Source organism: Salinicoccus siamensis (assembly GCF_042429615.1).
Classification (GTDB): domain Bacteria; phylum Bacillota; class Bacilli; order Staphylococcales; family Salinicoccaceae; genus Salinicoccus; species Salinicoccus siamensis.
The window spans coordinates 206,546-229,438 of record NZ_JBHMAH010000031.1 but is presented as its reverse complement, the minus strand read 5'-3'; the positions used below and the strand labels follow the sequence as shown (position 1 = coordinate 229,438).

Here is a 22,893-nt window from a genome sequence, read left to right as displayed (position 1 = left end):
GAACAGAGAGGGGCATTTCCATGAATGTAGCAGTGATCGGCGGAGGCGGACGTGAATATGCACTGGCAAAAAAATTGGCCCAATCGACACGGAGCGATATCGTCTACGCCATTCCCGGCAATGATGGCATGAAAGAATTTGCAGTTACGGTGCCGGAATTGAGCGAGACGGATTGCCGGGGCATCGGGGATTTCTGTCTTGACAATGATATCCAGTGGGTGGTCATCGGACCGGAAGCATCTCTTGAAGCGGGGCTAGCGGATCATCTGGAAGAGTTGGGCGTGGATGTATTCGGTCCAAAGAAGCATGAGGCCAAAATCGAATGCTCCAAGGCTTTCGCCAAAGACATCATGAAGCGGTACGGTATTCCGACCGCTTCCCATCGCATGTTCACAGACCAGGACTCGGCACGGGACTATATAAATGAAACAGGTGCACCGGTCGTCCTGAAGAAAGATGGGCTGGCGGCAGGCAAAGGCGTGATTGTGGCCATGGACATGGCAGAAGCATTAGCAGGTATAGAGATATTGAAGCCGGAGCAGGACGCCCCTGTCGTTATCGAGGAATTCCTAGAAGGCGAGGAGTTCTCCCTGATGGTGCTGGTCAATGGCCCCTATACCCACTCCTTTGAAATCATGGCCCAGGACCACAAACGGGCGTATGATGGGGACACGGGACCCAATACAGGCGGGATGGGAGTCTATGCACCCGTCCATCATATTGATGAATCGCTGAGGCAGGAAGCTGTGGATAAAATTGTAGAGCCCATGGCGCAGGCGATGGTCGATGAGGGACTCGATTATTTCGGGGTACTTTATCTGGGGGCGATCGTCACCCGTGATGGCGTCAAAGTCATTGAGTTCAATGCCCGTTTTGGGGATCCTGAAGCCCAAGTCCTTTTGGATCTCATGGAAGATGATTTCATCGATGTGCTGGAGAAGGTGAAGGCCAAGGAGCCGTTCAGCCTGAACTTCAGAGACGGCTATAAGGCAGGTGTCATGCTGGCCTCCGGCGGTTATCCGGCTGCCTATGAAAAGGGCTGCGAAGTGGATTTCAGCACCGTCAGGGCAGACTGCGCTGTGAGCGGCCTCAAACAATCCGGGGATGCCTGGCGGACGGATGGCGGCCGGGTATTGCTCGTAACCGGTGAAGGGCGCACTATTGAAGAGGCGGTCGATGCTGCATATTCAAACGTTGCCCAAATCACGTTCACTGAAGGCGACCTGTTCTACAGACAGGATATCGGTGGCCGGGCACTCAAGGGCTGAGCAGGATCTTTAAAGGTTATGTACATGCAAAAAGAGATTGCCGGCATTGTGCCGGCAATCTCTTTTATTCGAAAGCATCTTGAATATCGTCTTTAGTCTTTTCAGTGTTGGAATCGTCCTTGGTACTTTTATCTTCTCCGCTTTTATCATCTTCATTTTTTTCGCGGTGTTCGTTGGCGTCTTCTCCCCTATAAGCTTCTTCAGCATCCTTCTTTGTTTCTTCCTGTCTATCCTTGTCGCTGAAATCCATTATTATCACTCCTGCTTTATAAGTATTGATATCATATATCATTATTTCTTATCTGCTGTTAGTTGATTTGTACCCATGCATTTCACAGGCTAAACACGACACTCCACAATTTATTGTGATTTATTTCATCCTGTCATATGCCATTCGATGCATTTGATGCTCTTTTCCTCTATAATGGAAAGGGATATAGAGGTGAAACTAAAATGAAATGGTTGAAGCAGCAGGGAGAAGTGATCATCAGCATCCTTCTCGGTACTTTTTTTGTAATTACAGGATTATTCATTCTTTTTAATGTTGGCAGGATAAGAGGCGAGGGTGATGCCGAGACGCCTCAGATAGATACAATATTCGATCTGATGAATGCATTTTTCGTTGAAGTGGTCAACGTACTGGCCATGGTGATCGGGGACTTTCCGATTATAGCCGGCATTCTGATCATCCTGTTTGGTGGCGTGATGTTTTTGGTGGCGAAACTCATCCGCAGGACTACGGAGTTTGACACAGAGTTGTCGTTTTTCTTTCTGGCACTCGCTTTTGTGCTCTTTCTGATGACCACCCTTCTGATGTTCCAGGTCTATGGCTGGCTGTCGCTTTTGTTCATGCTGGCCTTTACCGTCCATATGCTCTACAGCATATTCAACGAGCATCTGGATCCGGAACACCGCAAGGAGCATTATATGGTCATCCTCTTCTTCTATGGATTGGCCTATTTCTTCACCCAAAACGCAGTCTATTCGGATATCGAGCGGACAAAGGCGCCTGAGGATGTTTTGTCGATCAATATGTTTTTTGCCATCATATGGGTACTGTCCCTGATGGCACTATGGGTTGGCGTGTTCCTCTCCAAATCCAAAAACCTGCTGAAGAAGCCGAAAAAAGGGGATGCAGCGACCCTTTCCCGCAGCACCGGGCGCAGGCTCAATCCGAATGATTATTTGAGGTTCTCACAGAAACTCTATAATTTACGCAACGGCATGCTGAACCGGGTGAAAAATTTTATGGAATTCGACTTTCCGAAGTGGCTGCGTCCGAATTACATCGAATTGTTGCTGGGCGCACTTGTCCTGATTTTTGTACTGATTGAATTCAACAACAGGAACGGCGTCTTTACAGAAGGCCATTTCAGAGTATCGGATATGCAGTACATCTATGAGTGGGTCAATTTGTTCCTGGCGCTGTCGCTAGTTGTCATCTACTTGTTTACGACATTCTTCAACATGACCCAGAACAAGTATTACCATACGCAGATGATCGTCATAATCGCTTTATGGCTCAAGGTCACGGTGAGTTTGTATATTACGGTATTCCGCGATGTGGAGTTGTCGCTGTTCATACTGCCGTTCAATGTGCTGCTCGTACTGCTGACTACGCCACTTGCCCTGATCAGCATATTCAAAGAATTCGACAAGGGGAGATAAGTATGAAGGAAATCGAAACACACCAATACACCGGACGTGTAGATGACCCGGATATGAAAGAACGCATCCATCAGCATATGAGCGGATGGACGGAGACCGTCAGAGGCGACGCCCCGGTTTTCATCGGATTTCGTTCCGACGAAGGCGTCAGGCGTAACAAGGGGCGGCCTGGTGCACATCTGGGGCCGGTCAAAGTGCGGGAGAAGTTGGCTTCACTGCCATGGACGGCCCCCATCTACGACTATGGCAGCATCGTCGGGGACACGGACCTTGAAGGTTCCCAAGCCGCATTGGGGCGCGCCGTGTATAGGGTGCTCCATAATAAGCAGTTCCCACTGATAATCGGTGGCGGGCACGAAACGCTCTACGGACACTACTTGGGTGTGCGGGCAGCCTACCCCGACAAAAGAATTGCAGTGCTTAATTTCGATGCCCACTTCGACCTCAGGGATGAGCGGCCGTCTTCCGGTACAATGTTCCATCAGATATTATCTGCCGATCAGGCGATCGACTACTATGTGGTCGGCATCCAACCACCCGGCAATACAAAAAGCCTGTTTGATGCCGCCGATCGTTTTGGAGTGAAATATGCTGAGATGGAAACAGTCAGGAAAACAACCATTTTTGAGGAGATGCTGGCTGAACTTGCAGAATATGATGCTGTCTTTGCAACTTTATGCATGGACTCCGTGCAGCAGGGAGTGGCGCCAGGCACGAGTGCGCCTTCTGCTGACGGATATACGGCTGCAGAAATCCATGATATGGTTGGGAAAATGGCTGAGCTTACGAATCTGGTGAGTTTTGATATAAGTGAAGTATCGCCACCGCTCGATGTCGACGACCGCACAAGCAGTCTCGCTGCAAGCCTGTTCCATAGCTTCATGACCAAGAAGGAGTCGTTCCAATGAATACAGTGCAATTGAAAAAAGGACATGAAAAACCGTATCTGAAAGGGCAGTTGAATCTTGACGGGGAAGATTTGAGTGATGACACTTTTCTTGGTGATGGTGAAATCGTCCGTGTCGAAGATACATACGGCCGACTAATCGGCATCGCCATGCTCAGCTTCGAGCAAAAGACAAAGGGTTGGATATTGACAAACGGTGAAGAAACGATTGATGATGCATTCATCGAATCGCGCATCCTGAGTGCAATCGATAGAAGGGAACCACTCTACAACGAACCGGACACAACAGCCTTCAGGCTGTTCAACGAAATCGGTGATGGCATCGGTGGTTTGGCAATCGATAACTATGATGGCCACCTGCTTGTGACCTTCTATTCGCGCGGCATCCATAAAATAAGGGATCTGATCATCAGGACGCTGATGGTCAGGCTGAAGCCGGCCTCCATCACAGAACAGACCCGCTTCAGCGAACGGGGGCGCATGAACATCGCCAACCGCAGGGTGACGGGTAATGTCGAATTCCCGATTACAGTCAAGGAAGCCGGTTTGTCCTACAGCATCCATCTTGAAGATGGACCCATGACCCGCCTGTTCCTCGATCAGAGGGAGACGCGCAAGGCCCTTGTCCGGAATGAAGCGGATGCGAAAACGTTCCTGAATTTGTTTGCGTACAGCGGCACCTTCTCCATTGCAGCGGCAGAAGGCGGGATGGCGACGACAAGCGTCGACTTGGCGAAGCGGACCAACGAACTGATCACGGATAACTTCAATGCCAATAACCTTTCCACCGATGGGCATACAATCCATATCATGGAAACGTTCGAATACTTGAATTATGCGGCCCGCAACAACAAACGTTTCGACCAGATCCTGATAGATCCACCGAGCTTTTCCCGCTATAAGAAAAAGGTGTTCAAAGTCGAACGCGACTATCCAAAACTCATCGAACAGGCACTTATGGTGCTGAAGCCCAAAGGCCGTCTGGTGTTGAGCCAGAACCTTGAAACCTTCACATTGAACCAGTTCAAGCAACAGATAGGCCGCACAATCGAAAAGGCGGGGCGATCCTACTCACTGACTGACGTCAAAGGGTTACCGAAGGATTTCCCGACGTCCAAAGGATATAAACGGGGCAAGTACCTTAAAGTCGTCACCGTAGATCTGAACGATTAGTCTTGTTTTCATCATCATTAAAGAGGGTATATTCCAATGTGACTTGAAGATGAATAAAAGGAGTTTTGGATATGTCTGAGATGATGACGAACGAAGTGGAAGAAAAGCGCAGGAAAGCACGTAAAATGGTGGATAGAAAAGCGATGTATTCTTCCGTGGCAGCCATTCTGCCCATCCCTTTCCTTGATATCGGTACAGATGTCAAATTGATGCGGGACATCCGCAGTGGGGTCGAGGAAATTTTCGAGCTCGACCACAGACAGGTCAATGAGATGTCGGATGACCTCATGAACCGCGCCGCAGTAATGGCGACCAGCATGGGAAGCGAATTCCTTGGAAGTAAGGCGAGAGGGATCCTATTTAAGACGTTCGGCAAGAAATCCGGGAAAGTCCGCTTTTCATTCCTGACGATCCTGGGTAAAATCATCGGGGCGTCAATCAGCTATATGCTGATGAAGAAGCTCGGCTATGAATATATAGAGCGCTGCGCCAAAATTTCCTGAATTTGACTGGCGTACTTATGATGCCCTTTTGGCAACGATGCCAAAAGGGCATTTTTCATTGCATCGCGGCCGTTCTGTGACCAACTTGTGAAAAGTGGAAGATGGACAGGCAAAGTTTATTTTCCAATGCTTGTGGTATATTAGAATATCATTGCTGTACATGGTACAATAACAGCAAACATGTATGACAATCATGTAAATTCATCACGCAAATAAAAGGAGACTAACGCAATGGAACAAAAATCTTATCTCATTACAGACGAAACAGGTATACATGCAAGACCAGCAACAATACTTGTACAGACTGCATCCAAGTACGACTCTGACATCCAGCTTGAATACAACAGCAAGAAAGTGAATCTGAAGTCCATCATGGGTGTCATGTCACTTGGTGTCGGCAAAGATTCCGAAGTGACTGTCTATGCTGAAGGCAACGATGAAACTGAGGCTATTGAAGCAATTACAGAAACACTTTCAAAAGAAGGATTGACCGATTGATGTCTGAGATACTAAAAGGGATTGGTGCAAGCGACGGCGTGGCCATCGCCCCCGTCTATTCACTGGAGGAGCCTGACCTGTCATTCGATGATAAGTCGATAGAAGTGGGACAGGAAGACGCCGAAGTCGAAAAGTTCAAGGCTGCCTTCAACCAATCAAAAGTCGAGATCACGAAGATCAGGAATCATGCGGAGCAGACGGTGGGGCCGGAGCATGCTGCCATATTCGATGCGCACCTGCTCGTACTCGATGATCCGGAATTCCTGGGTCCGATCGAGTCCCATATCCGCAATGACCAGAAGAGCGCGCCTCAGGCACTTCTGGAAACTCGTGATCAATTTGTGGCGATCTTCGACAGTATGGACGACGAGTATATGAAGGAACGTGCAGCAGACATCAAGGATGTCTCAAAGCGGGCACTCGCAAACATGCTGGGCCGGGAGCTGCCGAGTCCAAGCAAGATTGATACTCCTGTAGTGATAGTGGCAGAAGACTTGACGCCTTCTGATACTGCCCAACTGGATAAGAATTTTGTCAAGGGGTTCGTCACGAATGTTGGCGGCCGCACTTCGCACTCTGCAATAATGTCCCGTTCACTCGAGATTCCTGCAGTAGTCGGTACGAAGAACATTACGGAGCTTGCCCAGGTCGGTGGCGACATCATCGTAGATGGTAGTTCAGGAGAAGTCATCCTGAACCCATCTGAAGAAGAAGTACTAGTCTATAAAGATAAAGAGGCCAGAGTAGCGGAAGAGAAGGTGGAACTCCAAAAACTTGTCGACGAACCTTCTAAGACGATGGACGATGTAACTGTCGAACTCGCAGCGAACATCGGTACGCCGGATGACCTTGAGGGGGTCAAGTCGAACGGTGCTGAAGCAATCGGACTGTACCGTACAGAATTCCTCTATATGGGCCGGAATGAACTGCCGACTGAAGAGGAGCAGTATGAAGCATACAGTCAAGTGTTGAAAGAGATGGATGGCAAACCGGTCGTCGTCAGAACACTTGATATCGGTGGCGATAAGGAATTGCCTTACCTCGATCTGCCGAATGAAATGAATCCGTTCCTCGGTTTCAGGGCGATTCGCATGACCCTCGACAATCAGGAGCTCTTCAGAACACAGCTTCGTGCATTGCTGCGGGCAAGCCAACATGGCAACCTTAAGATCATGTTCCCGATGATCGCGACCATCGATGAGTTCAACCGTGCCAAGGCACTGCTCATCGAAGAGAAGGACAAGCTTGTCGAAGAGGGCGAGAAGGTCAAGGAAGATATCGAAGTGGGTATCATGATTGAGATACCTTCTGCAGCCATCATCGCGGACCAGTTTGCAGAAGTCGTCGATTTCTTCTCGATCGGTACAAATGATCTCATCCAGTATACGATGGCGGCAGACCGCATGAATGAATCTGTGAGCTATCTGTACCAACCGTATCATCCGGCACTCCTGCGCCTCATTAAAATGGTTATCGATGCAGCCCATAAAGAAGGTAAATGGGCAGGCATGTGCGGTGAAATGGCGGGGGATGCACACGCCATACCGCTTCTTCTCGGGCTTGGGCTCGACGAATTTTCCATGAGTGCCTCCTCAGTGCTGAAAGCGCGCAAGCAGATATCGGGTCTCAAGAAGACCGATATGGAGCGCTTGGCGGCAAGGGCGGTTGAATGTAAGGATACAGACGAAGTGCTTGCCCTCGTTGAAGAATATGTAGGCAGAGTATAATGAATATGCGCATGGCCGTGGCCATGCGCATATTTTTATGGGTATAATGGCAGTAAATGATGAGAGGTGTGCTCCGATGAACGGACATACGCGCCGCCCGGTCGAACTGTATCTGTCCCTGCCCATTTTCGCTTTTGCGCTCTTCGATTTTGCCAACACGATATTCAGCGCCAATATAGTCACTCTATTCTTTCCCCAATACATCACGGAAACGGTTGGAACCAATCCAAGACTCGAACAGATAGCATCGACTGTCATCGCCTACGCCAATGCGGTGGCGGCTTTTATGCTGATTGTCTTCGCCCCGCTCTATGGTGTGGTGATGGATCGGACCGGCAGGCGGAAGCGGTATGTCGTGGTTTTCACATTGACATGTGTCGCCGCTTCGATTGGTATGGGAGTCTTCGGTGGGGAAGCGGATGCGCGATGGTTTGGCTTGCCGAATGGCTTCGTTTTGGCAGTAGTGCTCTTTGTCATCGCCAAATTCGCCTTCAATTCAGGGAATGTATTCTACGATGGCATGTTATCGAGTCTTGGCAATAAAAAGGAAATACCGCTCATTTCGGGGTACGGCGTGGCACTTGGATATTTAGGTACATTATTCGGTATATTTTCAGTCCTGCTACTGATTGGCGACCGTCCAGTCCATCATACATTCTGGCTATCCGGGGTGCTGTTTCTGATATTCAGTCTGCCACTCTTTTTTGTCTATAAAGATAAGCCGCAGAAAAAGAAGCCGAAACAGCATTTCCTGACAGGCTATAAAGATATATATGCCACTTTCAGGGAAGCGCGTTCATCTCCTTCCATATTCTATTTTATGATTGCCTATTTCTTCATCAATGATGCATTGGCTACAGCCATCTCCATGATGCAGCCTTATGCGGTGACGGTCGTTGGGTTCTCCCCAGGTGCCTTCCTAATCATCTTTATGACGGCTACGGTGTTCAGCATCATCGGGGCAATCATCTTCAGCTTTTTAACCCGGGGACTTGGTTCAAAACAGACGTTTACAATCATCGCCTCCCTGCTTCTCTTCGCAGTGGCAGTAGCGGCCGTTCCTCTACCGATGTGGACATTCTGGATTGCAGCAGCTCTATTCGGCATCGCCATGGGGTCGACCTGGGTGGTTTCAAGGACATTGATCATTGAACTGTCACCGGAGGGGAAGGAAGGACAGTTCTTCGGCCTATTCGCCTTCAGCGCCAAAATGAGTGCGGTGATCGGCCCATTGGTGTATGGTTCAATCACTTGGCTGATGGCGGACTATGGTGTCATTGCATCGCGCGTCGCCCTCTCAAGCCTGATGCTCATGATCATCATCGGCCTGCTGTTCCACAGCCGTATAGAACATGCGCGTCCTCCGAACTAAATCTTTGAAATCAACGATGTAAAAGCGTACAATTATGACATGAGAATGATAGTTTATTCACAAATTTGTCATTGATCATTGTCAAATCTATCAGGATAAATTGGTTATAAACGTTATAATTAAAGATACGATTATAAAGAGGTGATTGAATGGAAGATGTGGTTTTAGGGCGTGTATTGACGGCGTCTACATTAGGGTTCCATATTATTTTTGCAACAATCGGGGTAGGTATACCGATTGTCTTCATGGTACTTGAGTTCCTGGGGGTGAAGAAGAAAGACGCGGCGTACTTGACGATGGCAAGAAGGATTGCCAAGGGCTATACGGTGACGGTTGCCGTTGGGGTCGTGACCGGTACGATCATCGGTCTTCAGCTGTCTTTGATATGGCCTGATTTCATGCGGCTCGGTGGGCAGATCATTGCGCTGCCGCTCTTCATGGAAACGTTCGCCTTCTTCTTTGAAGCAATATTCCTTGGGATATTCCTATATACCTGGGACCGCTTCAAGAACCCTTGGCATCACTGGCTCCTGAATATTCCGATCGTCGTCGGCTCGTCGCTTTCAGCAGTATTCATCACAACGGTGAACTCATTTATGAATACACCTGCGGGCTTCGATATGGCCGGTGGGGAACTCATCAACGTTGATCCTCTTGCGGCGATGTTCAACCCGTCCACTTGGGTCAGGGTATTCCATGTAGTGGTGACAGCGTATACGACGGCAGTATTCATCATCGCTGCCATCGGTGCATTCAAACTTCTCCGTTCAAAATTCGAGGAAGATAGGGAGTATCACAAGAAAGGCCTTAAAGTCATGATGGTGCTTGGGCTTGTCACAGCATCACTGACCGTTCTGGCCGGAGACCTCTCAGCCAAATTCCTGCATGAGCACCAGCCTGAGAAATTGGCTGCGATGGAATGGCATTTTGAAACGGAGGACAACGCTGACCTGGTCCTTTTCGGCACCATTGATGAGGATACGAATGAAGTGAGCTATGCACTCAGGATTCCAAGTGCACTCAGCTTCCTGGCAGGCAATTCGTTCGATACTGAGGTCACCGGGCTCAATGATATACCGGACGACGAGCAGCCGCCGCTCATCATACACTATTTCTTCGATATCATGGTCTTCTTCGGGATGTACGCACTGATGGTCTCGATCATATACTTCATAGCGAAGTTCTCGAAGTTCGACGAACACCATCCTGCACTGCTCTATGCCTATGTATTGACCGGTCCTCTGACCATGGCTTCAATAGAAGCAGGCTGGTTCCTGGCAGAGATGGGTCGCCAGCCATGGATATTGCGCGGCTACATGCGGGTTTCTGAAGCCGTCACCCAGGCCGATGGGCTCGGTATCACACTGATCGCCTTCGTGTTGCTGTATGCAGTGCTCGGGGTCACCACAATCTATGTGCTGCTTCAGATGTTCAAAAATAAGAGTGCCACAGCAGAACGCATTGAAATCTATGGAGAGGACTATGAAGGAGGTCGGTTGCAATGAATTATGAAATCATCGGGGTAGCAGTCCTATGGACCTTCCTGTACGGCTACATCATAGTATCCGCAATCGATTTCGGTGCCGGCTTCTATAATTTCTATTCGAAGCTGACGGGGGACGACAGCATCATCAGTCCGATCATCAAGCGTTACCTGAATCCGGTTTGGGAAGTGACGAACGTCTTCTTCGTCTTCTTCTTCGTCGGCATCGTAGGATTCTATCCGGATACCGCCTATTACTATGGTACAGCGTTGCTGATTCCGGCGAGCATTGCGCTCATCCTATTGGCGATACGGGGGAGCTACTATGCCTTCAACTCCTACAATAGGGAGCCGAAGTTATCCTGGGCGTTCCTCTATGGTGCCACAGGATTGCTGATTCCCGCTTCACTGTCGATGGCGCTCGTCATTTCTGAAGGCGGTTATATCATCGAAAGCGCAGAAGGTGTACGCCTCCAGCTCGAAGAACTCTTCTTCAGCACCTACGGCTGGTCCGTCGTCTTTTTGGCTGTAGTCATAGTACTCTATGTATCAAGCGGGTTCCTGACGTTCTACGCAGCGCGTGCCAAAGATTCACAAGCGCTCCATCTTGTACGCAGATGGTTCCTGATCTGGACATTGCCGATGCTCTTCATTTCGCAGTTCGTCTTCTTGGGGCTCCGTGAACATAATAGGGAACACTTCCTGCGTGCGCAGGATTACTGGTATATGTTCGGACTAAGCCTTGCAGCGATGGGCATAGCGGTGTACCTGATCTGGAGGAAGCGCCGTTTTGGACTGGCCTTCATAATGATCATGCTGCAGTTTGCCTTCGCATTCTACGGCTATGGCATCAGTAAACTACCGTATATACTATATCCCTATATCGATATCAATACTTCGGTTGTAAACGAGAATATGGCATTCAGTTTGACAGTGGCCTTCATATTAGGTTTACTATTATTGATACCGAGTCTCGGTATGCTGCTCAGACTCTTCCTGTTCGATAAGGATTATGTGCAGGGGAAGGGCGACAACAAGTATTGATATCCTAAACGAATAGGTGATGAAGATGAAAAAGGACTATGCGGTGATCGGCCTCGGCCGTTTCGGTGCCAGCATTGTACGGGAACTGATTGAACTCGAAATGGATGTACTGGCGGTCGACATAGATGAAAACCGTGTTAATGAATATGCTGATATCGCAACCAAATCAGCCATCGGGGATACTACTGATGAGAGGGTCCTGAAGAATCTCGGCCTTGGCAATTTCGATAACGTCATCGTCGCAATCGGTGACAATATCCAGTCGAGTATCCTGACGACACTGCTCCTTAAAGATATGGGCGTCAAGCATGTGAGTGTCAAGGCACAGAACAATTACCATGCCCGTGTCCTTGATAAGATCGGCGCCGATATGGTGATCCACCCTGAGCGCGATATGGGGAAACGCATCGCCCATAAGCTTGCCTCCACTTCCGTACTCGATTACCTTGAACTCTCGGATGAGCATTCGATCGTCGAGATCAAGGCACAGGAGAACCTGGCGGACCAATCCTTACTGGACTTGGACATCCGTGCAGAATACGGAGTCAGTGTAATAGCGATAAAACGGGATGAGGACATCATTGTCAGTCCAGACCCGACGGTCAACATCCAGAGGGATGATATCCTGATTGTAATAGGGGATGATCAGGATTTGACCCGGTTTGAAAAATCACTCATAGACTAGAAGAGCACCTGTGGAAACTTCCACAAGTGCTCTTATTTATGCATTACTTCTTCTTTTCATTGACCCTCATGATGGTAGGCAGGATCATCGGTTTACGGTGGGTCCGCTTGTAGAGGTGGTTGCTGAGTTCTTCTATGATGAGCTGCTTTACGTGATACCATTCCACATGGTCTTTTGAGTTGAGCAGGTTGATGATATCCGCTTTTATCTTCTTCTCTGCACCGCGGATCAGGCCGTAGGACTCCCGCATATAGACGAAACCACGTGAGATGATGTCCGGGCCGCTAAGCAGCCTCTTTGTATTGAAGTCTATTGAAACGACGACGATTGCGAGCCCCTCCTCGGATAAGTCCTTCCTGTCGCGGAGGACGATGTTGCCGATGTCGCCGATACCCGTACCGTCGACGAATACTGTGCCTGCCGGTACGCGGTGGCTGTGCCTTGCACTATCTTTCTTCAATGCCAGAACATCACCGATTTCCATCAGGAAGACATCGTCCGGGTCCATGCCTGTGTTGACTGCCAGCTGCTTGTGAAGATACAGCATGCGGTATTCGCCATGGATCGGCATGAAATATTTCGGACGCATCAGACGGAGCATCAACTTCTGCTCTTCCTGAGAACCATGCCCTGAAGTATGGATGTTGGAGAGCTTGCCATGTATGACGTCTGCACCCGCTTTGTAGAGGGCGTTGATTGTACGGTTGATGCTCAATGTGTTGCCAGGGATCGGAGATGAACTGAAGACGACCGTGTCATCAGGGATTATGCTGATTTGACGGTGCGTGCCGTTGGCTATCCGAGATAGGGCAGCCATCGGCTCACCTTGGGAGCCTGTACACAGCATCATCACTTTATGCTTTTCGATGCTGTTGATCATTTTTGGTTCGATGAATGTTTCAGGCGGTGCTTTGATATAGCCCAGTTCCAGGCCGATTTTGATGTTGTTTTCCATACTGCGGCCGAAGATGGCAATTTTACGGTCGAATTTGATTGCTGCGTCTATCGCCTGCTGGACGCGATAGATGTTGGATGCGAATGTAGCGAAGATGATCCGTCCTGTACATTTACGGAAGATATCCTTTACATTCTGGCCGACTTCCTTCTCACTTGTGGTGAAGTTCGGCACTGTAGCGTTCGTTGAATCGGACAGGAGGCAAAGGACCCCTTCCTTCCCAAGCTGGGCCATTTTCGCAATGTTTGCAGGTTCGCCCACCGGTGTGAAGTCGAACTTGAAGTCACCTGTATGGACAATTGTACCTTCAGGTGTACGCACGATGACCCCATATGCTTCAGGGATGGAGTGCGTGGTCAAGTAGAATTCAACCGTCATGTGCTTGAACTTCAATACAGTGCTCTCTTCCACCGGGTTTAGCTCAGTCGAGCGCAGGAGGTGGTGCTCCTCCAGCTTATTACGGATGAGTCCAAGAGCCAAAGGCCCGGAGTAGATGGGCACATTGAATTCTTTCAGCAGGAAAGGAATGCCGCCGATATGGTCTTCGTGGCCATGGGTGACGATGAGCGCGCTGATTTTCTCCTGGTTCTCTTTAAGATATGTGTAGTCGGGAATGACATAATCGATTCCCAGCTGTTCGTCGTCTGGAAACTTGATGCCTGCGTCGATCATGATGATTTCGTCTTTATATTCAATGCAATACGTGTTTTTGCCTATTTCCCCGAGTCCCCCGAGGGCAAAAACGCCAACTTCACCTTTTTCCAGTGTCATCAGATATCCTCAACCTTAAAATCTGCATTGTTATTCTTTTCGTACTCCAGGTGTGCGGGACTTAATTCCTGGACGAATTCGATGTTGAGGCGGCTTTCCTTCAGTGCTGTGCGCACTTCGCTCTCCGACTCCGCCTCAAAGTAACGTGATATTGTCTCTTCACGGATGATGCGGCTATCTAGTTGTTCTTGAAAAAAAACTTTAAATACTGCCATTATATGATTTCTCCTTTTGATTTGATTGTATGGATGGTCATTAACAAAAAATTTGTGTTGCATAAAGCAACACAATATAACGGACTTAACGCCGTTTGAAATATTCGTTGTTCAGCAACCCTTTCCTACCGAGAATGCGTCCAAGCCTTTGCTTCAGCCTCTTCCTCCACCGTCTGAGCATCATGACCACATCCCTTATCAGCTTAACTTCATTTTACATTATAGACGGGGGACATGCAAAGACTTTATAATGGAAGGGAATGGAGGGAAGCGCATGAAAGAAAAGCGAATATTGGAAGCTGTACTGCTTGAGTGGACGCGTCAGGACCGCAACATGATCATGTTGGAATTCAATACACATCCTGACATGGTGGTGATGAACTACATCTATGATGACCACGAAGAGGCAGATGATGTCCACAGGAAGCGTCATGACCATGACCCTGAAGTCATGGACCATGAAACATTTGCGGCACTGAAGAAGGAGTTGTATGAGCAGAATATTCCATTTAGGGAGAGGCGCGATGACTTCATCTGATTGGATGGGATCCATGTGCAATGAAAAAGCGACCGCTTTGATACGGCCGCTTTTTTATTCTACAGGCTTGGCGCCGGGCTTTGGCTCCATGGGAGCGTCCGGATCGATGTGATCATAGAACATGATGCCGTCAAGGTGGTCGAGTTCATGCTGCAACACGACGGCAAGCATACCTTTTGCTTTCACTTCTACAGGCTTCCCTTCGGGATCGAGGGCTGAAACCTTGACCCGCTGGAAGCGATGCACAAGGCCTGGAACGTCTTCATCGACACTCAGACAGCCTTCGCCACCGGGCAGGTACGTCTCAGTCACCGAGTGGCTTTTGATTTTAGGGTTGATCAGCATATGATCATGGAGCACTTCGCCCTCGTCCCCTTCCATATAGATGGCGAGCATGCGTTTATCAAGTCCGACTTGCGGGGCGGCAAGGCCAACGCCTGGCCTAAGACCTTGTTTTTTTGCAATATCGGGATTTTGGGAGCGCACCAGATAGTCCCGCATGGCAATCAGTTGGTCTACCGTTTCCTCGTCGATCGTGTCGATTTCGGCCACCTTCCTGCGCAGAAATGGATCGGGGTCCCGGATGATATCTTTCATTGTTACCAAAATAAACCCTCCTGTTTATATATGTCGCGATTTATTATACTATAATACTCAGGAGAACCGGAATTCTCAACATATTATTTTTTAATTATACACTATCCAGTCAACAATCGGAGGGAATGGAAATGAAGAAATTATTAGGTGGCGCCATGGTGATGGCGATGGTGCTTGCCGGGTGTTCGTCAGCATCTGATGAACTGCTCGATTTTTATAATGCGTTTCAAGAGACCGTCGAGGTGGAAAAGGAGATAGAGGATGTCAACGCTGAATTCGAAGAGTTGGAGGGCGAGAAGGCGGAACTGCAAGGCTCACTTAAGAACGCTACTAAGAAAGAACTTGGGGAGATAAGCGATTCGCTAGTGGAAAATACGGATAAACGTATCGAACAGTTGGATCAGGAAGTCGCAATCATGGGAGAGAGCAGGAGCCGTATGGAAGCTTCGACCCAATATATAGAAGAGATTTCCGATGAATCCAACCGCAAGCAGGCACAGTCGCTGATCGATGCGATGGAGGAGAGATACATGAGCCACGGGGAAATGATCGGCAGCTATAAGTCTGTATTGAACAGCGAAAAGGATATCTTCGCATATCTTGGTGAAGAAGAAGTGTCACAGGATGAAGTGGATGAACGACTTAACAGCCTGAGCAAGGAATATGAGGAAGTCCAGAAGAATGCAGAAACTTTCAGCAAGCGCACTGAACAGGTGAACGCACTCAAAAAAGAGATAGAGACCATAATCGAAGGAGAATGATGTAAGCGCTGTATTATATAACAGATAAAACTGTATTAGTACAGAAATCGTTGATTTAAAGCGCTTTGTGAGCATCTGTTACAATCCTGTTTATTTTACTGTTGTAACAGGATATGGTAAGATAATATACGATAAATGAAAAATTTGAAAGGTATGGTGAACACTTTATGGCACCAAAGAATAAAAGTTTCGATCCGGTCAAGACACTTGAAGAGATCGAAAATAAATTTGAAATGTTCCAGATTCTCGATCAGGACGGGAAAGTCACCAATAAAGACGCAATGCCTGATCTATCCGATGACGATCTTGTAGAACTGATGAAGCGCATGGTCTGGACACGCGTACTCGATCAGCGTTCAGTTTCATTGAACCGCCAAGGCAGATTGGGCTTCTATGCACCTACAGCCGGCCAGGAAGCATCCCAGCTCGCCAGCCAGTTCGCCCTTGAAGGTGAAGACTACATCCTTCCTGGCTATCGTGATGTGCCGCAGCTGATCTGGCACGGTCTGCCGCTTACGAAAGCCTTCCTTTTCTCAAGAGGCCATTATGAAGGCAACCAGTTCCCTGAAGGCGTGAATGCACTCAGCCCGCAGATCATCATCGGCGCACAGTATGTGCAGACAGCTGGTGTGGCACTCGGCATTAAAATGCGCGGAAAGGACACAGTAGCAATCACCTATACGGGTGATGGTGGTACGTCACAGGGGGACTTCTACGAAGGCATCAACTTTGCAAGTGCGTATAAAGCGCCTGCAATATTCGTCATCCAGAACAACCACTATGCAATTTCGACGCCTCGGGACTTGCAGACTGCGGCGAAGACGCTCGCCCAAAAAGGTGTAGCCTCAGGTGTACCAAGCATTCAAGTGGACGGCATGGACCCGCTTGCTGTATACAAGGTGACTAAAGATGCACGCGACCGTGCAGTTGCAGGAGAAGGACCAACTGTCATCGAGATGCTCTGTTACCGTTATGGACCGCACACAATGGCAGGGGACGACCCGACACGCTACAGGACATCCGATGAAGATTCAGATTGGGAAAAGAAAGACCCGCTCGTCCGTTTCCGCGCTTTCCTTGAAGAGAAGGACCTATGGAGCGAAGATCAGGAAAATGAAGTGATGGAGCAGGCTAAAGAAGATATCAAGAAAGCAATCAAAGAAGCAGACGGTGCAGAAAAACAGACTGTCACCAAACTCATGGAGCTCACTTATGATGAAATGCCGAGCAACCTGAAGGAACAGTATGAAGTCTACAAAGAAAAGGAGTCGAAATAAGCAATGGCACAGATGACAATGATCCAAGCAATCACTGACGCGATGGCCACAGAACTCAGGAACGATGAGAATGTCCTGCTCTTCGGCGAAGACGTCGGCGTAAACGGCGGAGTATTCCGCGCTACAGAGGGCCTGCAGAAAGAATTCGGTGAAGATCGTGTGTTCGATACACCACTTGCAGAAAGTGGGCTCGTATCGATGGGTCTCGGCCTTACACTGGAAGGTTTCCGCCCTGTAGTGGAAATCCAGTTCTTCGGCTTCCTTTTTGAAGCGATGGACGGCGTAGCCGGCCAGATCGCCCGCAACAGACAGCGTTCAGGCGCTTCAAAGGAAACGCCTGTCGTAATCCGTGCGCCATTTGGCGGCGGTGTCCACACGCCTGAACTCCACGCGGATTCGCTGGAAGGCCTGATGGCACAGACGCCAGGCCTTAAAGTGGTCATCCCGTCAAATCCAGTAGATGCAAAAGGACTTCTGATTGAAGCAATCCGCTCGAATGACCCTGTCATCTTCCTTGAACACATGAAACTCTACCGTTCATTCCGTGAAGATGTACCGGAAGAAGAATATACTGTCGAAATCGGCAAGGCAAGCGTCAAACAAGAGGGCGACGACATTACACTGATCGCGTACGGCGCAATGGTTCAAGAAGCCATCAAAGCAGCTGATGCACTTAAAGAAGAGGGCGTCTCTGCAGAAGTGATCGACTTGAGGACCGTCTCGCCAATAGACTATGACACATTGGTCGAATCTGTCGAGAAGACGAACCGTGCAGTGGTCATCCAGGAAGCACAGCGTCAAGCAGGTGTTGCAGCGAACGTTGCAGCAGAACTGTCCGAACGTGCCATCCTTAGTCTGGAAGCACCAATCATGCGCGTCACAGCGCCTGATACGGTCTATCCATTCACACAAGCGGAAGGTGTATGGCTGCCTACCAAAGATGACATCATCGAACGTGCGAAACAGGTTATGGACTTTTAAACAGAAAGTATAAAGGAGGAAATACTGTGGCTTTTGAATTTAAACTGCCGGATATCGGTGAAGGTATCCACGAAGGTGAAATCGTCAAGTGGTTCATCAATGAAGGCGATGAAATCAAAGAAGATGATGTGCTAGCAGAAGTGCAGAATGATAAAGCAGTTGTTGAAATCCCGTCTCCAGTAGACGGGACGGTCAAACAACTCCATGTCGAAGAAGGAACCGTTACAACTGTTGGTGAAACGATTGTGACCATCGATGATGGTTCTGAAGACTCTGGCGGAGAAGAACCTGCTGAAAAAGAAGAAAAGCAAGAAGAGAAGCAAGAAGAGAAGCAAGAAGAAAAAGAAACGGATGATTCCAAGAAAGAAGGACAAGCTTCTGGCAAAGGCGAAGATTCCGGTAAGGAAGACGAGTCAGAAAAAGGCGGCTCTTCCGACAAACGCATCATCGCGATGCCAAGTGTACGTAAATTTGCACGCGATAACGATGTTGACATCACAGAAGTATCGGGCACCGGCAAAAACGGCCGTGTAGTGAAGGCAGATGTGGAAGCATTCATGAATGGCGACCAGAGTTCTGCTGAGGCGACTCAAGAAACTGCCGACACCACTGATGAACAGCCAACATCCAAAGATGCCAAGCCAGCATCTTCTGAAGGCGAGTTCCCGGAGACGCGCGAAAAGATGAGCGGCATGAGAAAAGCGATCGCAAAAGCGATGGTCAACTCCAAACAGACTTCCCCACATGTTACACATCTCGACGAAGTAGAAGTAAAAGCGCTGTGGGACCACAGGAAGAAATTCAAATCAATCGCAGAAGAACAAGGCATCAAATTGACTTTCCTGCCATATGTGGTAAAAGCACTTGTGTCAATGCTCAAGAAATATCCTGAATTCAATGCATCAATCGATTCAGAAACATTTGAAGTCATACAGAAACATTATTATAATGTAGGCATTGCAGCCGATACAGAGCGTGGCCTTGTTGTACCTGTAGTGAAACATGCAGACAAGAAATCCATGTTCGAAATATCCGACGAGATTAACCAGCTTGCCGGCAAAGCACGTGACGGCAAGCTCTCAGGCGATGAAATGAAGGGCGGATCAATGACCATCTCAAACCTCGGTTCTGCAGGAGGACAATGGTTCACACCAGTCATCAACCAGCCTGAAGTGGCAATCCTCGGCATCGGACGCATAGAAGAGAAAGCAATCGTGAGAGATGGGGAGATAGTGGCGGCCCCTATGCTTGCACTGTCACTCAGCTATGACCACAGACAGATTGACGGCATGACGGCACAGAACGCCCTGAACCATGTTAAGCGTCTGCTTAACAATCCAGAATTACTATTAATGGAGGGATAATTACAGATGGTAGTTGGAGATTTTCCTATTGAAACTGATACTATTGTAGTCGGCGCAGGCCCAGGAGGCTACGTTGCAGCAATCCGCGCAGCACAACTTGGACAGAAAGTGACAATCGTAGAAAAAGGTGACATCGGTGGCGTCTGCCTGAATGTCGGCTGTATCCCGTCCAAAGCGATGATTTCATCTTCCCATCGTTTCCAGCAGGCACAAAGCTCTGAAGACATGGGTGTCATCACTGAAGGTGTGAAACTTGATTTCTCCAAAGTGCAGTCATTCAAAGACAGTGTAGTCAAAAAACTCACTGGCGGCGTTGAAAGCCTGCTTAAAGGAAACAAAGTCGAGATCGTCAAAGGCGAAGCTTACTTCGTCGATGGCAACACTATGAAAGTCATGGACGAAAAGCAGTCACAGACTTATGAATTCAAAAATGCAATCGTGGCTACCGGCTCCCGTCCAATAGAAATCCCAGGTTTCAAATTCGGTAAACGCATCCTCGATTCCAGCGGTGCGCTTGCGTTGGAAGAAAAACCTGAGAAATTGGTCGTCATCGGTGGCGGCTACATCGGAACTGAGCTAGGTACTGCCTATGCGAATTTCGGTACAGAAGTGACGATTCTTGAAGGTGCCAAAGATATTCTTGGTGGATTCGAAAAACAGATGACGCAAGTCGTCAAAAAGAACCTCAAGAAAAAAGGTGTAACCATCGAGATGGAAGCAATGGCTAAAGAAGCTGAAGAAACAGACGATGGCGTCAAAGTCACTTATGAAGTTAAAGGCGAGACTAAAGAAATCGAAGCAGACTATGTCCTTGTAACAGTAGGACGTCGTCCGAATACAGATGAGCTCGGTTTGGAAGAGGCCGGCATCAAAATGTCCGATAAAGGCCTCATCGAAGTCGATAAACAATCCCGTACTTCAATTGACAGCATCTTCGCTATAGGCGATATAGTGCCTGGACTGCCACTTGCCCACAAAGCAAGCTACGAAGGTAAAGTTGCTGCTGAAGCAATTGCAGGAGAAAAATCTGAAGTTGATTATCTCAGCATGCCAGCAGTCTGCTTCTCAGAACCTGAGTTGGCTACAGTCGGCTATAATGAAGCAGACGCTAAAGAAGCTGGATTTGAAGTGAAGACAGGTAAATTCCCATTCGCAGCAAACGGTCGTGCGCTTGGATTGAATGAAACTGATGGTTTCGTCAAACTTGTTTCACGTAAAGAAGACGGCCTACTCCTCGGTGCCCAAGTTGCGGGAGCAGGCGCTTCCGACATCATTGCAGAACTTGGCCTTGCAGTTGAGACAGGAATGACTGCTGAGGATATCGCGCTTACCATCCACGCCCACCCGACACTTGGAGAGATTCCAATGGAAGCTGCGGACGTGGTACTGGGTAGACCAATCCACACTATGTAACAGCATATTTTAAGGGCGTCCATAACGGATGCCCTTTTTTTATCTTTGCCGTAAAGGAGGAGACCAGAATGGAAGAATACAGCTATCCGATTGATGAAGACTGGACTACAGATGAAATCATCGACGCCGTCGCTTTTTTTGAAGCCGTAGAGAAAGCATATGATGGCGGTGTGCCTGCAGAAGAATTGAAAAGGAAGTATGAAACCTTCAAAAGAATTGTACCAGGGAAATCGCAGGAAAAGACGAAATTTCGTGAGTTCAAATCAAACAGCGGCCTTGAAGCCTATACAGCAGTCAAAAAGCTTAAGGATGCAGAACCAGACAGCATGATCAGAGTGTAGATCATATACAATCCGGGACCGTATCCTGCAGCCACACTCACGATTAAAGATCAGTCGGCTGCATGCGTACATAAAAAAGCATAGAGAGTGATTAAACTAAATTTTATCTGGTTAAAAAATCGATGTACGGGTAATATTGATTATGAAGACATAAATAACCTAGGAGGTTCCTATGGCTAAAAAAAATTATACCCAAACGGTAAAACCGGTCAGCCGCATTCCTGAAAAGATATTCGGATGGCTGGCTTGGATTGGATTGCTGGCGATAACGGCCCTGCTTCTTTTCTTTTCACTCGTCACAATGAATGACGCACAGGTTACACAGAACATGACACAGCAACTTGAAACAGAATTCCAGAACCTTGCGGAGCAGGGACAGGATATTGGAGCCGCACCCGGAGATCTTGCTGATATGGTAGTCGGGTGGTTGAACAATGTATGGATGATTGCACTATATCTGATGATTCCGCTCATTTTAGGACTGTTCGGCCTTCTGACGATGCGCAGAAGGATTTTGGCAGGCTTCCTGCTGCTGGTGGCAGCCATTCTCACAGCACCGCTCATTGCGCCTGTCGTGACTGGCATCATACCATTATTCTTCATCATTGCAGCAATACTGCTCTTTGTCAGAAAGGATAGAGTCATTCGAAATGATGAACTTGAACCCCTGGATGAAGAACGGCGGCACAGCAGGAACAATAACCGAACATTTGAAGATGGCGGGATGACTGAAGCTGGGACGCCAGATAGGCAACCACGCCGTCGGGACGAAGCGGAATCAGATCAGGCTTTCGACTACAATAGGCCTGCGGCCAGGCGCCGAGATGACGCCCCCCTCGATAGGGATGAAGTCAATGAAGACAGAAACAGCCGGGGACCGCGGAGTCACCATGACGAAGATATCGAGTCAACACGTACTTTCAGCCTCGGTGAATATGATGACGACAACAGGACATCGGCACGTGACACTACGAGACGTTCAGATAAGACAGCAGAAGACGATCGGTTTGTAGATCGCAATATCGACTCCAGTGAGCCCGTCACTCCGGTATCAGAAGAAGAGTATACAAGGCGCGGGGGCACTGCGGGCTCCGGTAGGTCTGATGACCGCGCAGATGCATCACAGCGCCGTACCGGCGATGATTACAGCTATGATGCAACGAAGGAACGCCGTGATAATGTAAACAGACGCAACAACGATTCACTATAAGTACAGAAGACGCTCTGGTTGGAGCGTCTTTTTTTATAAAAATATTCAAGAAAGGTGGATATCGCCGACATCGCCCGTATACAGTCTTTGGCAAATCAGCTGAAAGTGCAGGTGACCTGATCTTCCGCCTATTGGAAAAGCC

23 protein-coding genes are annotated in these 22,893 nt (G+C 48.5%); 19 read left to right on the top strand and 4 right to left on the bottom strand.

Annotated elements, in window-relative coordinates:
* The first annotated feature begins 20 nt into the window (after window positions 1-20).
* Window positions 21-1,268, top strand: coding sequence for a phosphoribosylamine--glycine ligase (gene purD / locus ACFFLE_RS10510; RefSeq protein ID WP_380571828.1), 1,248 nt, complete (start codon window positions 21-23; stop codon window positions 1,266-1,268).
* Between the two features lie 64 nt (window positions 1,269-1,332).
* Here purD and ACFFLE_RS10505 read toward each other — a convergent pair whose 3' ends face one another.
* Window positions 1,333-1,518 carry a hypothetical protein gene (locus ACFFLE_RS10505; RefSeq protein WP_380571826.1) on the bottom strand — a complete coding sequence of 62 codons (186 nt, stop codon included), beginning with the start codon at window positions 1,516-1,518 and terminating at the stop codon, window positions 1,333-1,335.
* A gap of 203 nt (window positions 1,519-1,721) precedes the next feature.
* Between ACFFLE_RS10505 and auxA the strand changes: the two genes are divergently transcribed.
* The 10 genes from auxA to ACFFLE_RS10455 all read left to right on the top strand — a co-directional run bounded on the left by auxA (window position 1,722) and on the right by ACFFLE_RS10455 (window position 12,328).
* The gene (auxA, locus tag ACFFLE_RS10500) at window positions 1,722-2,936 is read left to right on the top strand and encodes a lipoteichoic acid stability factor AuxA (protein ID WP_380571824.1); all 1,215 of its coding nucleotides are present in this window, start codon (window positions 1,722-1,724) and stop codon (window positions 2,934-2,936) included.
* A gap of 2 nt (window positions 2,937-2,938) precedes the next feature.
* Entirely contained in the window at window positions 2,939-3,844 is a 906-nt protein-coding gene (locus ACFFLE_RS10495) for a formimidoylglutamase (protein WP_380571822.1), read from the top strand.
* On the top strand, window positions 3,841-5,016 hold the full coding sequence (locus ACFFLE_RS10490) for a class I SAM-dependent rRNA methyltransferase (protein ID WP_380571820.1): 1,176 nt from the start codon (window positions 3,841-3,843) through the stop codon (window positions 5,014-5,016). The genes ACFFLE_RS10495 and ACFFLE_RS10490 overlap by 4 nt, the downstream gene beginning before the upstream one ends.
* A 71-nt stretch (window positions 5,017-5,087) precedes the next feature.
* Window positions 5,088-5,519: a hypothetical protein gene (locus tag ACFFLE_RS10485; RefSeq protein WP_380571818.1), complete on the top strand. Its 432-nt coding sequence runs from the start codon at window positions 5,088-5,090 to the stop codon at window positions 5,517-5,519.
* Window positions 5,520-5,750: 231 nt separating this feature from the next.
* Window positions 5,751-6,017 (top strand): phosphocarrier protein HPr, encoded by a 267-nt coding sequence (locus ACFFLE_RS10480; RefSeq protein ID WP_344701147.1) that lies wholly within the window; start codon window positions 5,751-5,753, stop codon window positions 6,015-6,017.
* Complete coding sequence (gene ptsP, locus ACFFLE_RS10475) at window positions 6,017-7,744, top strand: phosphoenolpyruvate--protein phosphotransferase (RefSeq protein ID WP_380571816.1); 1,728 nt, start codon at window positions 6,017-6,019, stop codon at window positions 7,742-7,744. Before ACFFLE_RS10480 ends, ptsP begins: the two co-directional genes overlap by 1 nt.
* A 76-nt stretch (window positions 7,745-7,820) precedes the next feature.
* Complete coding sequence (locus ACFFLE_RS10470) at window positions 7,821-9,116, top strand: MFS transporter (RefSeq protein WP_380571814.1); 1,296 nt, start codon at window positions 7,821-7,823, stop codon at window positions 9,114-9,116.
* A gap of 149 nt (window positions 9,117-9,265) precedes the next feature.
* Window positions 9,266-10,621 (top strand): cytochrome ubiquinol oxidase subunit I, encoded by a 1,356-nt coding sequence (locus tag ACFFLE_RS10465; protein WP_380571812.1) that lies wholly within the window; start codon window positions 9,266-9,268, stop codon window positions 10,619-10,621.
* Window positions 10,618-11,643 (top strand): cytochrome d ubiquinol oxidase subunit II, encoded by a 1,026-nt coding sequence (locus ACFFLE_RS10460; protein ID WP_380571810.1) that lies wholly within the window; start codon window positions 10,618-10,620, stop codon window positions 11,641-11,643. Before ACFFLE_RS10465 ends, ACFFLE_RS10460 begins: the two co-directional genes overlap by 4 nt.
* Window positions 11,644-11,668: 25 nt before the next feature.
* The gene (locus ACFFLE_RS10455; protein ID WP_380571808.1) at window positions 11,669-12,328 is read left to right on the top strand and encodes a potassium channel family protein; all 660 of its coding nucleotides are present in this window, start codon (window positions 11,669-11,671) and stop codon (window positions 12,326-12,328) included.
* Window positions 12,329-12,371: 43 nt separating this feature from the next.
* On the opposite strand, the gene rnjA is transcribed toward ACFFLE_RS10455, so the two are convergent.
* Window positions 12,372-14,057: a ribonuclease J1 gene (rnjA, locus tag ACFFLE_RS10450; RefSeq protein ID WP_380572133.1), complete on the bottom strand. Its 1,686-nt coding sequence runs from the start codon at window positions 14,055-14,057 to the stop codon at window positions 12,372-12,374.
* On the bottom strand, window positions 14,054-14,269 hold the full coding sequence (gene rpoY / locus ACFFLE_RS10445; protein ID WP_380571806.1) for a DNA-directed RNA polymerase subunit epsilon: 216 nt from the start codon (window positions 14,267-14,269) through the stop codon (window positions 14,054-14,056). Before rpoY ends, rnjA begins: the two co-directional genes overlap by 4 nt.
* 274 nt (window positions 14,270-14,543) lie before the next feature.
* Here rpoY and ACFFLE_RS10440 point away from each other — a divergent pair, with 274 nt between their 5' ends.
* Complete coding sequence (locus tag ACFFLE_RS10440) at window positions 14,544-14,807, top strand: hypothetical protein (protein ID WP_380571804.1); 264 nt, start codon at window positions 14,544-14,546, stop codon at window positions 14,805-14,807.
* 54 nt (window positions 14,808-14,861) lie between these two features.
* Here ACFFLE_RS10440 and def read toward each other — a convergent pair whose 3' ends face one another.
* Window positions 14,862-15,413 (bottom strand): peptide deformylase, encoded by a 552-nt coding sequence (gene def / locus ACFFLE_RS10435; protein ID WP_380571802.1) that lies wholly within the window; start codon window positions 15,411-15,413, stop codon window positions 14,862-14,864.
* Between the two features lie 122 nt (window positions 15,414-15,535).
* Here def and ACFFLE_RS10430 point away from each other — a divergent pair, with 122 nt between their 5' ends.
* The 7 genes from ACFFLE_RS10430 to ACFFLE_RS10400 all read left to right on the top strand — a co-directional run bounded on the left by ACFFLE_RS10430 (window position 15,536) and on the right by ACFFLE_RS10400 (window position 22,751).
* Window positions 15,536-16,165: a YkyA family protein gene (locus ACFFLE_RS10430; RefSeq protein ID WP_380571800.1), complete on the top strand. Its 630-nt coding sequence runs from the start codon at window positions 15,536-15,538 to the stop codon at window positions 16,163-16,165.
* Window positions 16,166-16,332: 167 nt separating this feature from the next.
* Complete coding sequence (pdhA, locus tag ACFFLE_RS10425; RefSeq protein ID WP_380571798.1) at window positions 16,333-17,442, top strand: pyruvate dehydrogenase (acetyl-transferring) E1 component subunit alpha; 1,110 nt, start codon at window positions 16,333-16,335, stop codon at window positions 17,440-17,442.
* A gap of 3 nt (window positions 17,443-17,445) precedes the next feature.
* Window positions 17,446-18,423 carry an alpha-ketoacid dehydrogenase subunit beta gene (locus tag ACFFLE_RS10420; RefSeq protein ID WP_380571796.1) on the top strand — a complete coding sequence of 326 codons (978 nt, stop codon included), beginning with the start codon at window positions 17,446-17,448 and terminating at the stop codon, window positions 18,421-18,423.
* A 26-nt stretch (window positions 18,424-18,449) separates the two neighbouring features.
* Window positions 18,450-19,787 carry a dihydrolipoamide acetyltransferase family protein gene (locus ACFFLE_RS10415; RefSeq protein ID WP_380571794.1) on the top strand — a complete coding sequence of 446 codons (1,338 nt, stop codon included), beginning with the start codon at window positions 18,450-18,452 and terminating at the stop codon, window positions 19,785-19,787.
* Between the two features lie 6 nt (window positions 19,788-19,793).
* Complete coding sequence (gene lpdA / locus ACFFLE_RS10410; protein ID WP_380571792.1) at window positions 19,794-21,200, top strand: dihydrolipoyl dehydrogenase; 1,407 nt, start codon at window positions 19,794-19,796, stop codon at window positions 21,198-21,200.
* A gap of 68 nt (window positions 21,201-21,268) precedes the next feature.
* Entirely contained in the window at window positions 21,269-21,541 is a 273-nt protein-coding gene (locus tag ACFFLE_RS10405; RefSeq protein WP_380571790.1) for a UPF0223 family protein, read from the top strand.
* A gap of 172 nt (window positions 21,542-21,713) precedes the next feature.
* Window positions 21,714-22,751: a DUF4064 domain-containing protein gene (locus ACFFLE_RS10400; RefSeq protein WP_380571788.1), complete on the top strand. Its 1,038-nt coding sequence runs from the start codon at window positions 21,714-21,716 to the stop codon at window positions 22,749-22,751.
* Window positions 22,752-22,893 lie beyond the last annotated feature (142 nt).

Coding starts and splice junctions, on each gene's coding strand:
- purD (WP_380571828.1), top strand. CDS start 21: ATGAATGTAGCAGTGATCGGCGGAGGCGGACGTGAATATGCACTGGCA.
- ACFFLE_RS10505 (WP_380571826.1), bottom strand. CDS start 1,518: ATGGATTTCAGCGACAAGGATAGACAGGAAGAAACAAAGAAGGATGCT.
- auxA (WP_380571824.1), top strand. CDS start 1,722: ATGAAATGGTTGAAGCAGCAGGGAGAAGTGATCATCAGCATCCTTCTC.
- ACFFLE_RS10495 (WP_380571822.1), top strand. CDS start 2,939: ATGAAGGAAATCGAAACACACCAATACACCGGACGTGTAGATGACCCG.
- ACFFLE_RS10490 (WP_380571820.1), top strand. CDS start 3,841: ATGAATACAGTGCAATTGAAAAAAGGACATGAAAAACCGTATCTGAAA.
- ACFFLE_RS10485 (WP_380571818.1), top strand. CDS start 5,088: ATGTCTGAGATGATGACGAACGAAGTGGAAGAAAAGCGCAGGAAAGCA.
- ACFFLE_RS10480 (WP_344701147.1), top strand. CDS start 5,751: ATGGAACAAAAATCTTATCTCATTACAGACGAAACAGGTATACATGCA.
- ptsP (WP_380571816.1), top strand. CDS start 6,017: ATGTCTGAGATACTAAAAGGGATTGGTGCAAGCGACGGCGTGGCCATC.
- ACFFLE_RS10470 (WP_380571814.1), top strand. CDS start 7,821: ATGAACGGACATACGCGCCGCCCGGTCGAACTGTATCTGTCCCTGCCC.
- ACFFLE_RS10465 (WP_380571812.1), top strand. CDS start 9,266: ATGGAAGATGTGGTTTTAGGGCGTGTATTGACGGCGTCTACATTAGGG.
- ACFFLE_RS10460 (WP_380571810.1), top strand. CDS start 10,618: ATGAATTATGAAATCATCGGGGTAGCAGTCCTATGGACCTTCCTGTAC.
- ACFFLE_RS10455 (WP_380571808.1), top strand. CDS start 11,669: ATGAAAAAGGACTATGCGGTGATCGGCCTCGGCCGTTTCGGTGCCAGC.
- rpoY (WP_380571806.1), bottom strand. CDS start 14,269: ATGGCAGTATTTAAAGTTTTTTTTCAAGAACAACTAGATAGCCGCATC.
- ACFFLE_RS10440 (WP_380571804.1), top strand. CDS start 14,544: ATGAAAGAAAAGCGAATATTGGAAGCTGTACTGCTTGAGTGGACGCGT.
- ACFFLE_RS10430 (WP_380571800.1), top strand. CDS start 15,536: ATGAAGAAATTATTAGGTGGCGCCATGGTGATGGCGATGGTGCTTGCC.
- pdhA (WP_380571798.1), top strand. CDS start 16,333: ATGGCACCAAAGAATAAAAGTTTCGATCCGGTCAAGACACTTGAAGAG.
- ACFFLE_RS10420 (WP_380571796.1), top strand. CDS start 17,446: ATGGCACAGATGACAATGATCCAAGCAATCACTGACGCGATGGCCACA.
- lpdA (WP_380571792.1), top strand. CDS start 19,794: ATGGTAGTTGGAGATTTTCCTATTGAAACTGATACTATTGTAGTCGGC.
- ACFFLE_RS10405 (WP_380571790.1), top strand. CDS start 21,269: ATGGAAGAATACAGCTATCCGATTGATGAAGACTGGACTACAGATGAA.
- ACFFLE_RS10400 (WP_380571788.1), top strand. CDS start 21,714: ATGGCTAAAAAAAATTATACCCAAACGGTAAAACCGGTCAGCCGCATT.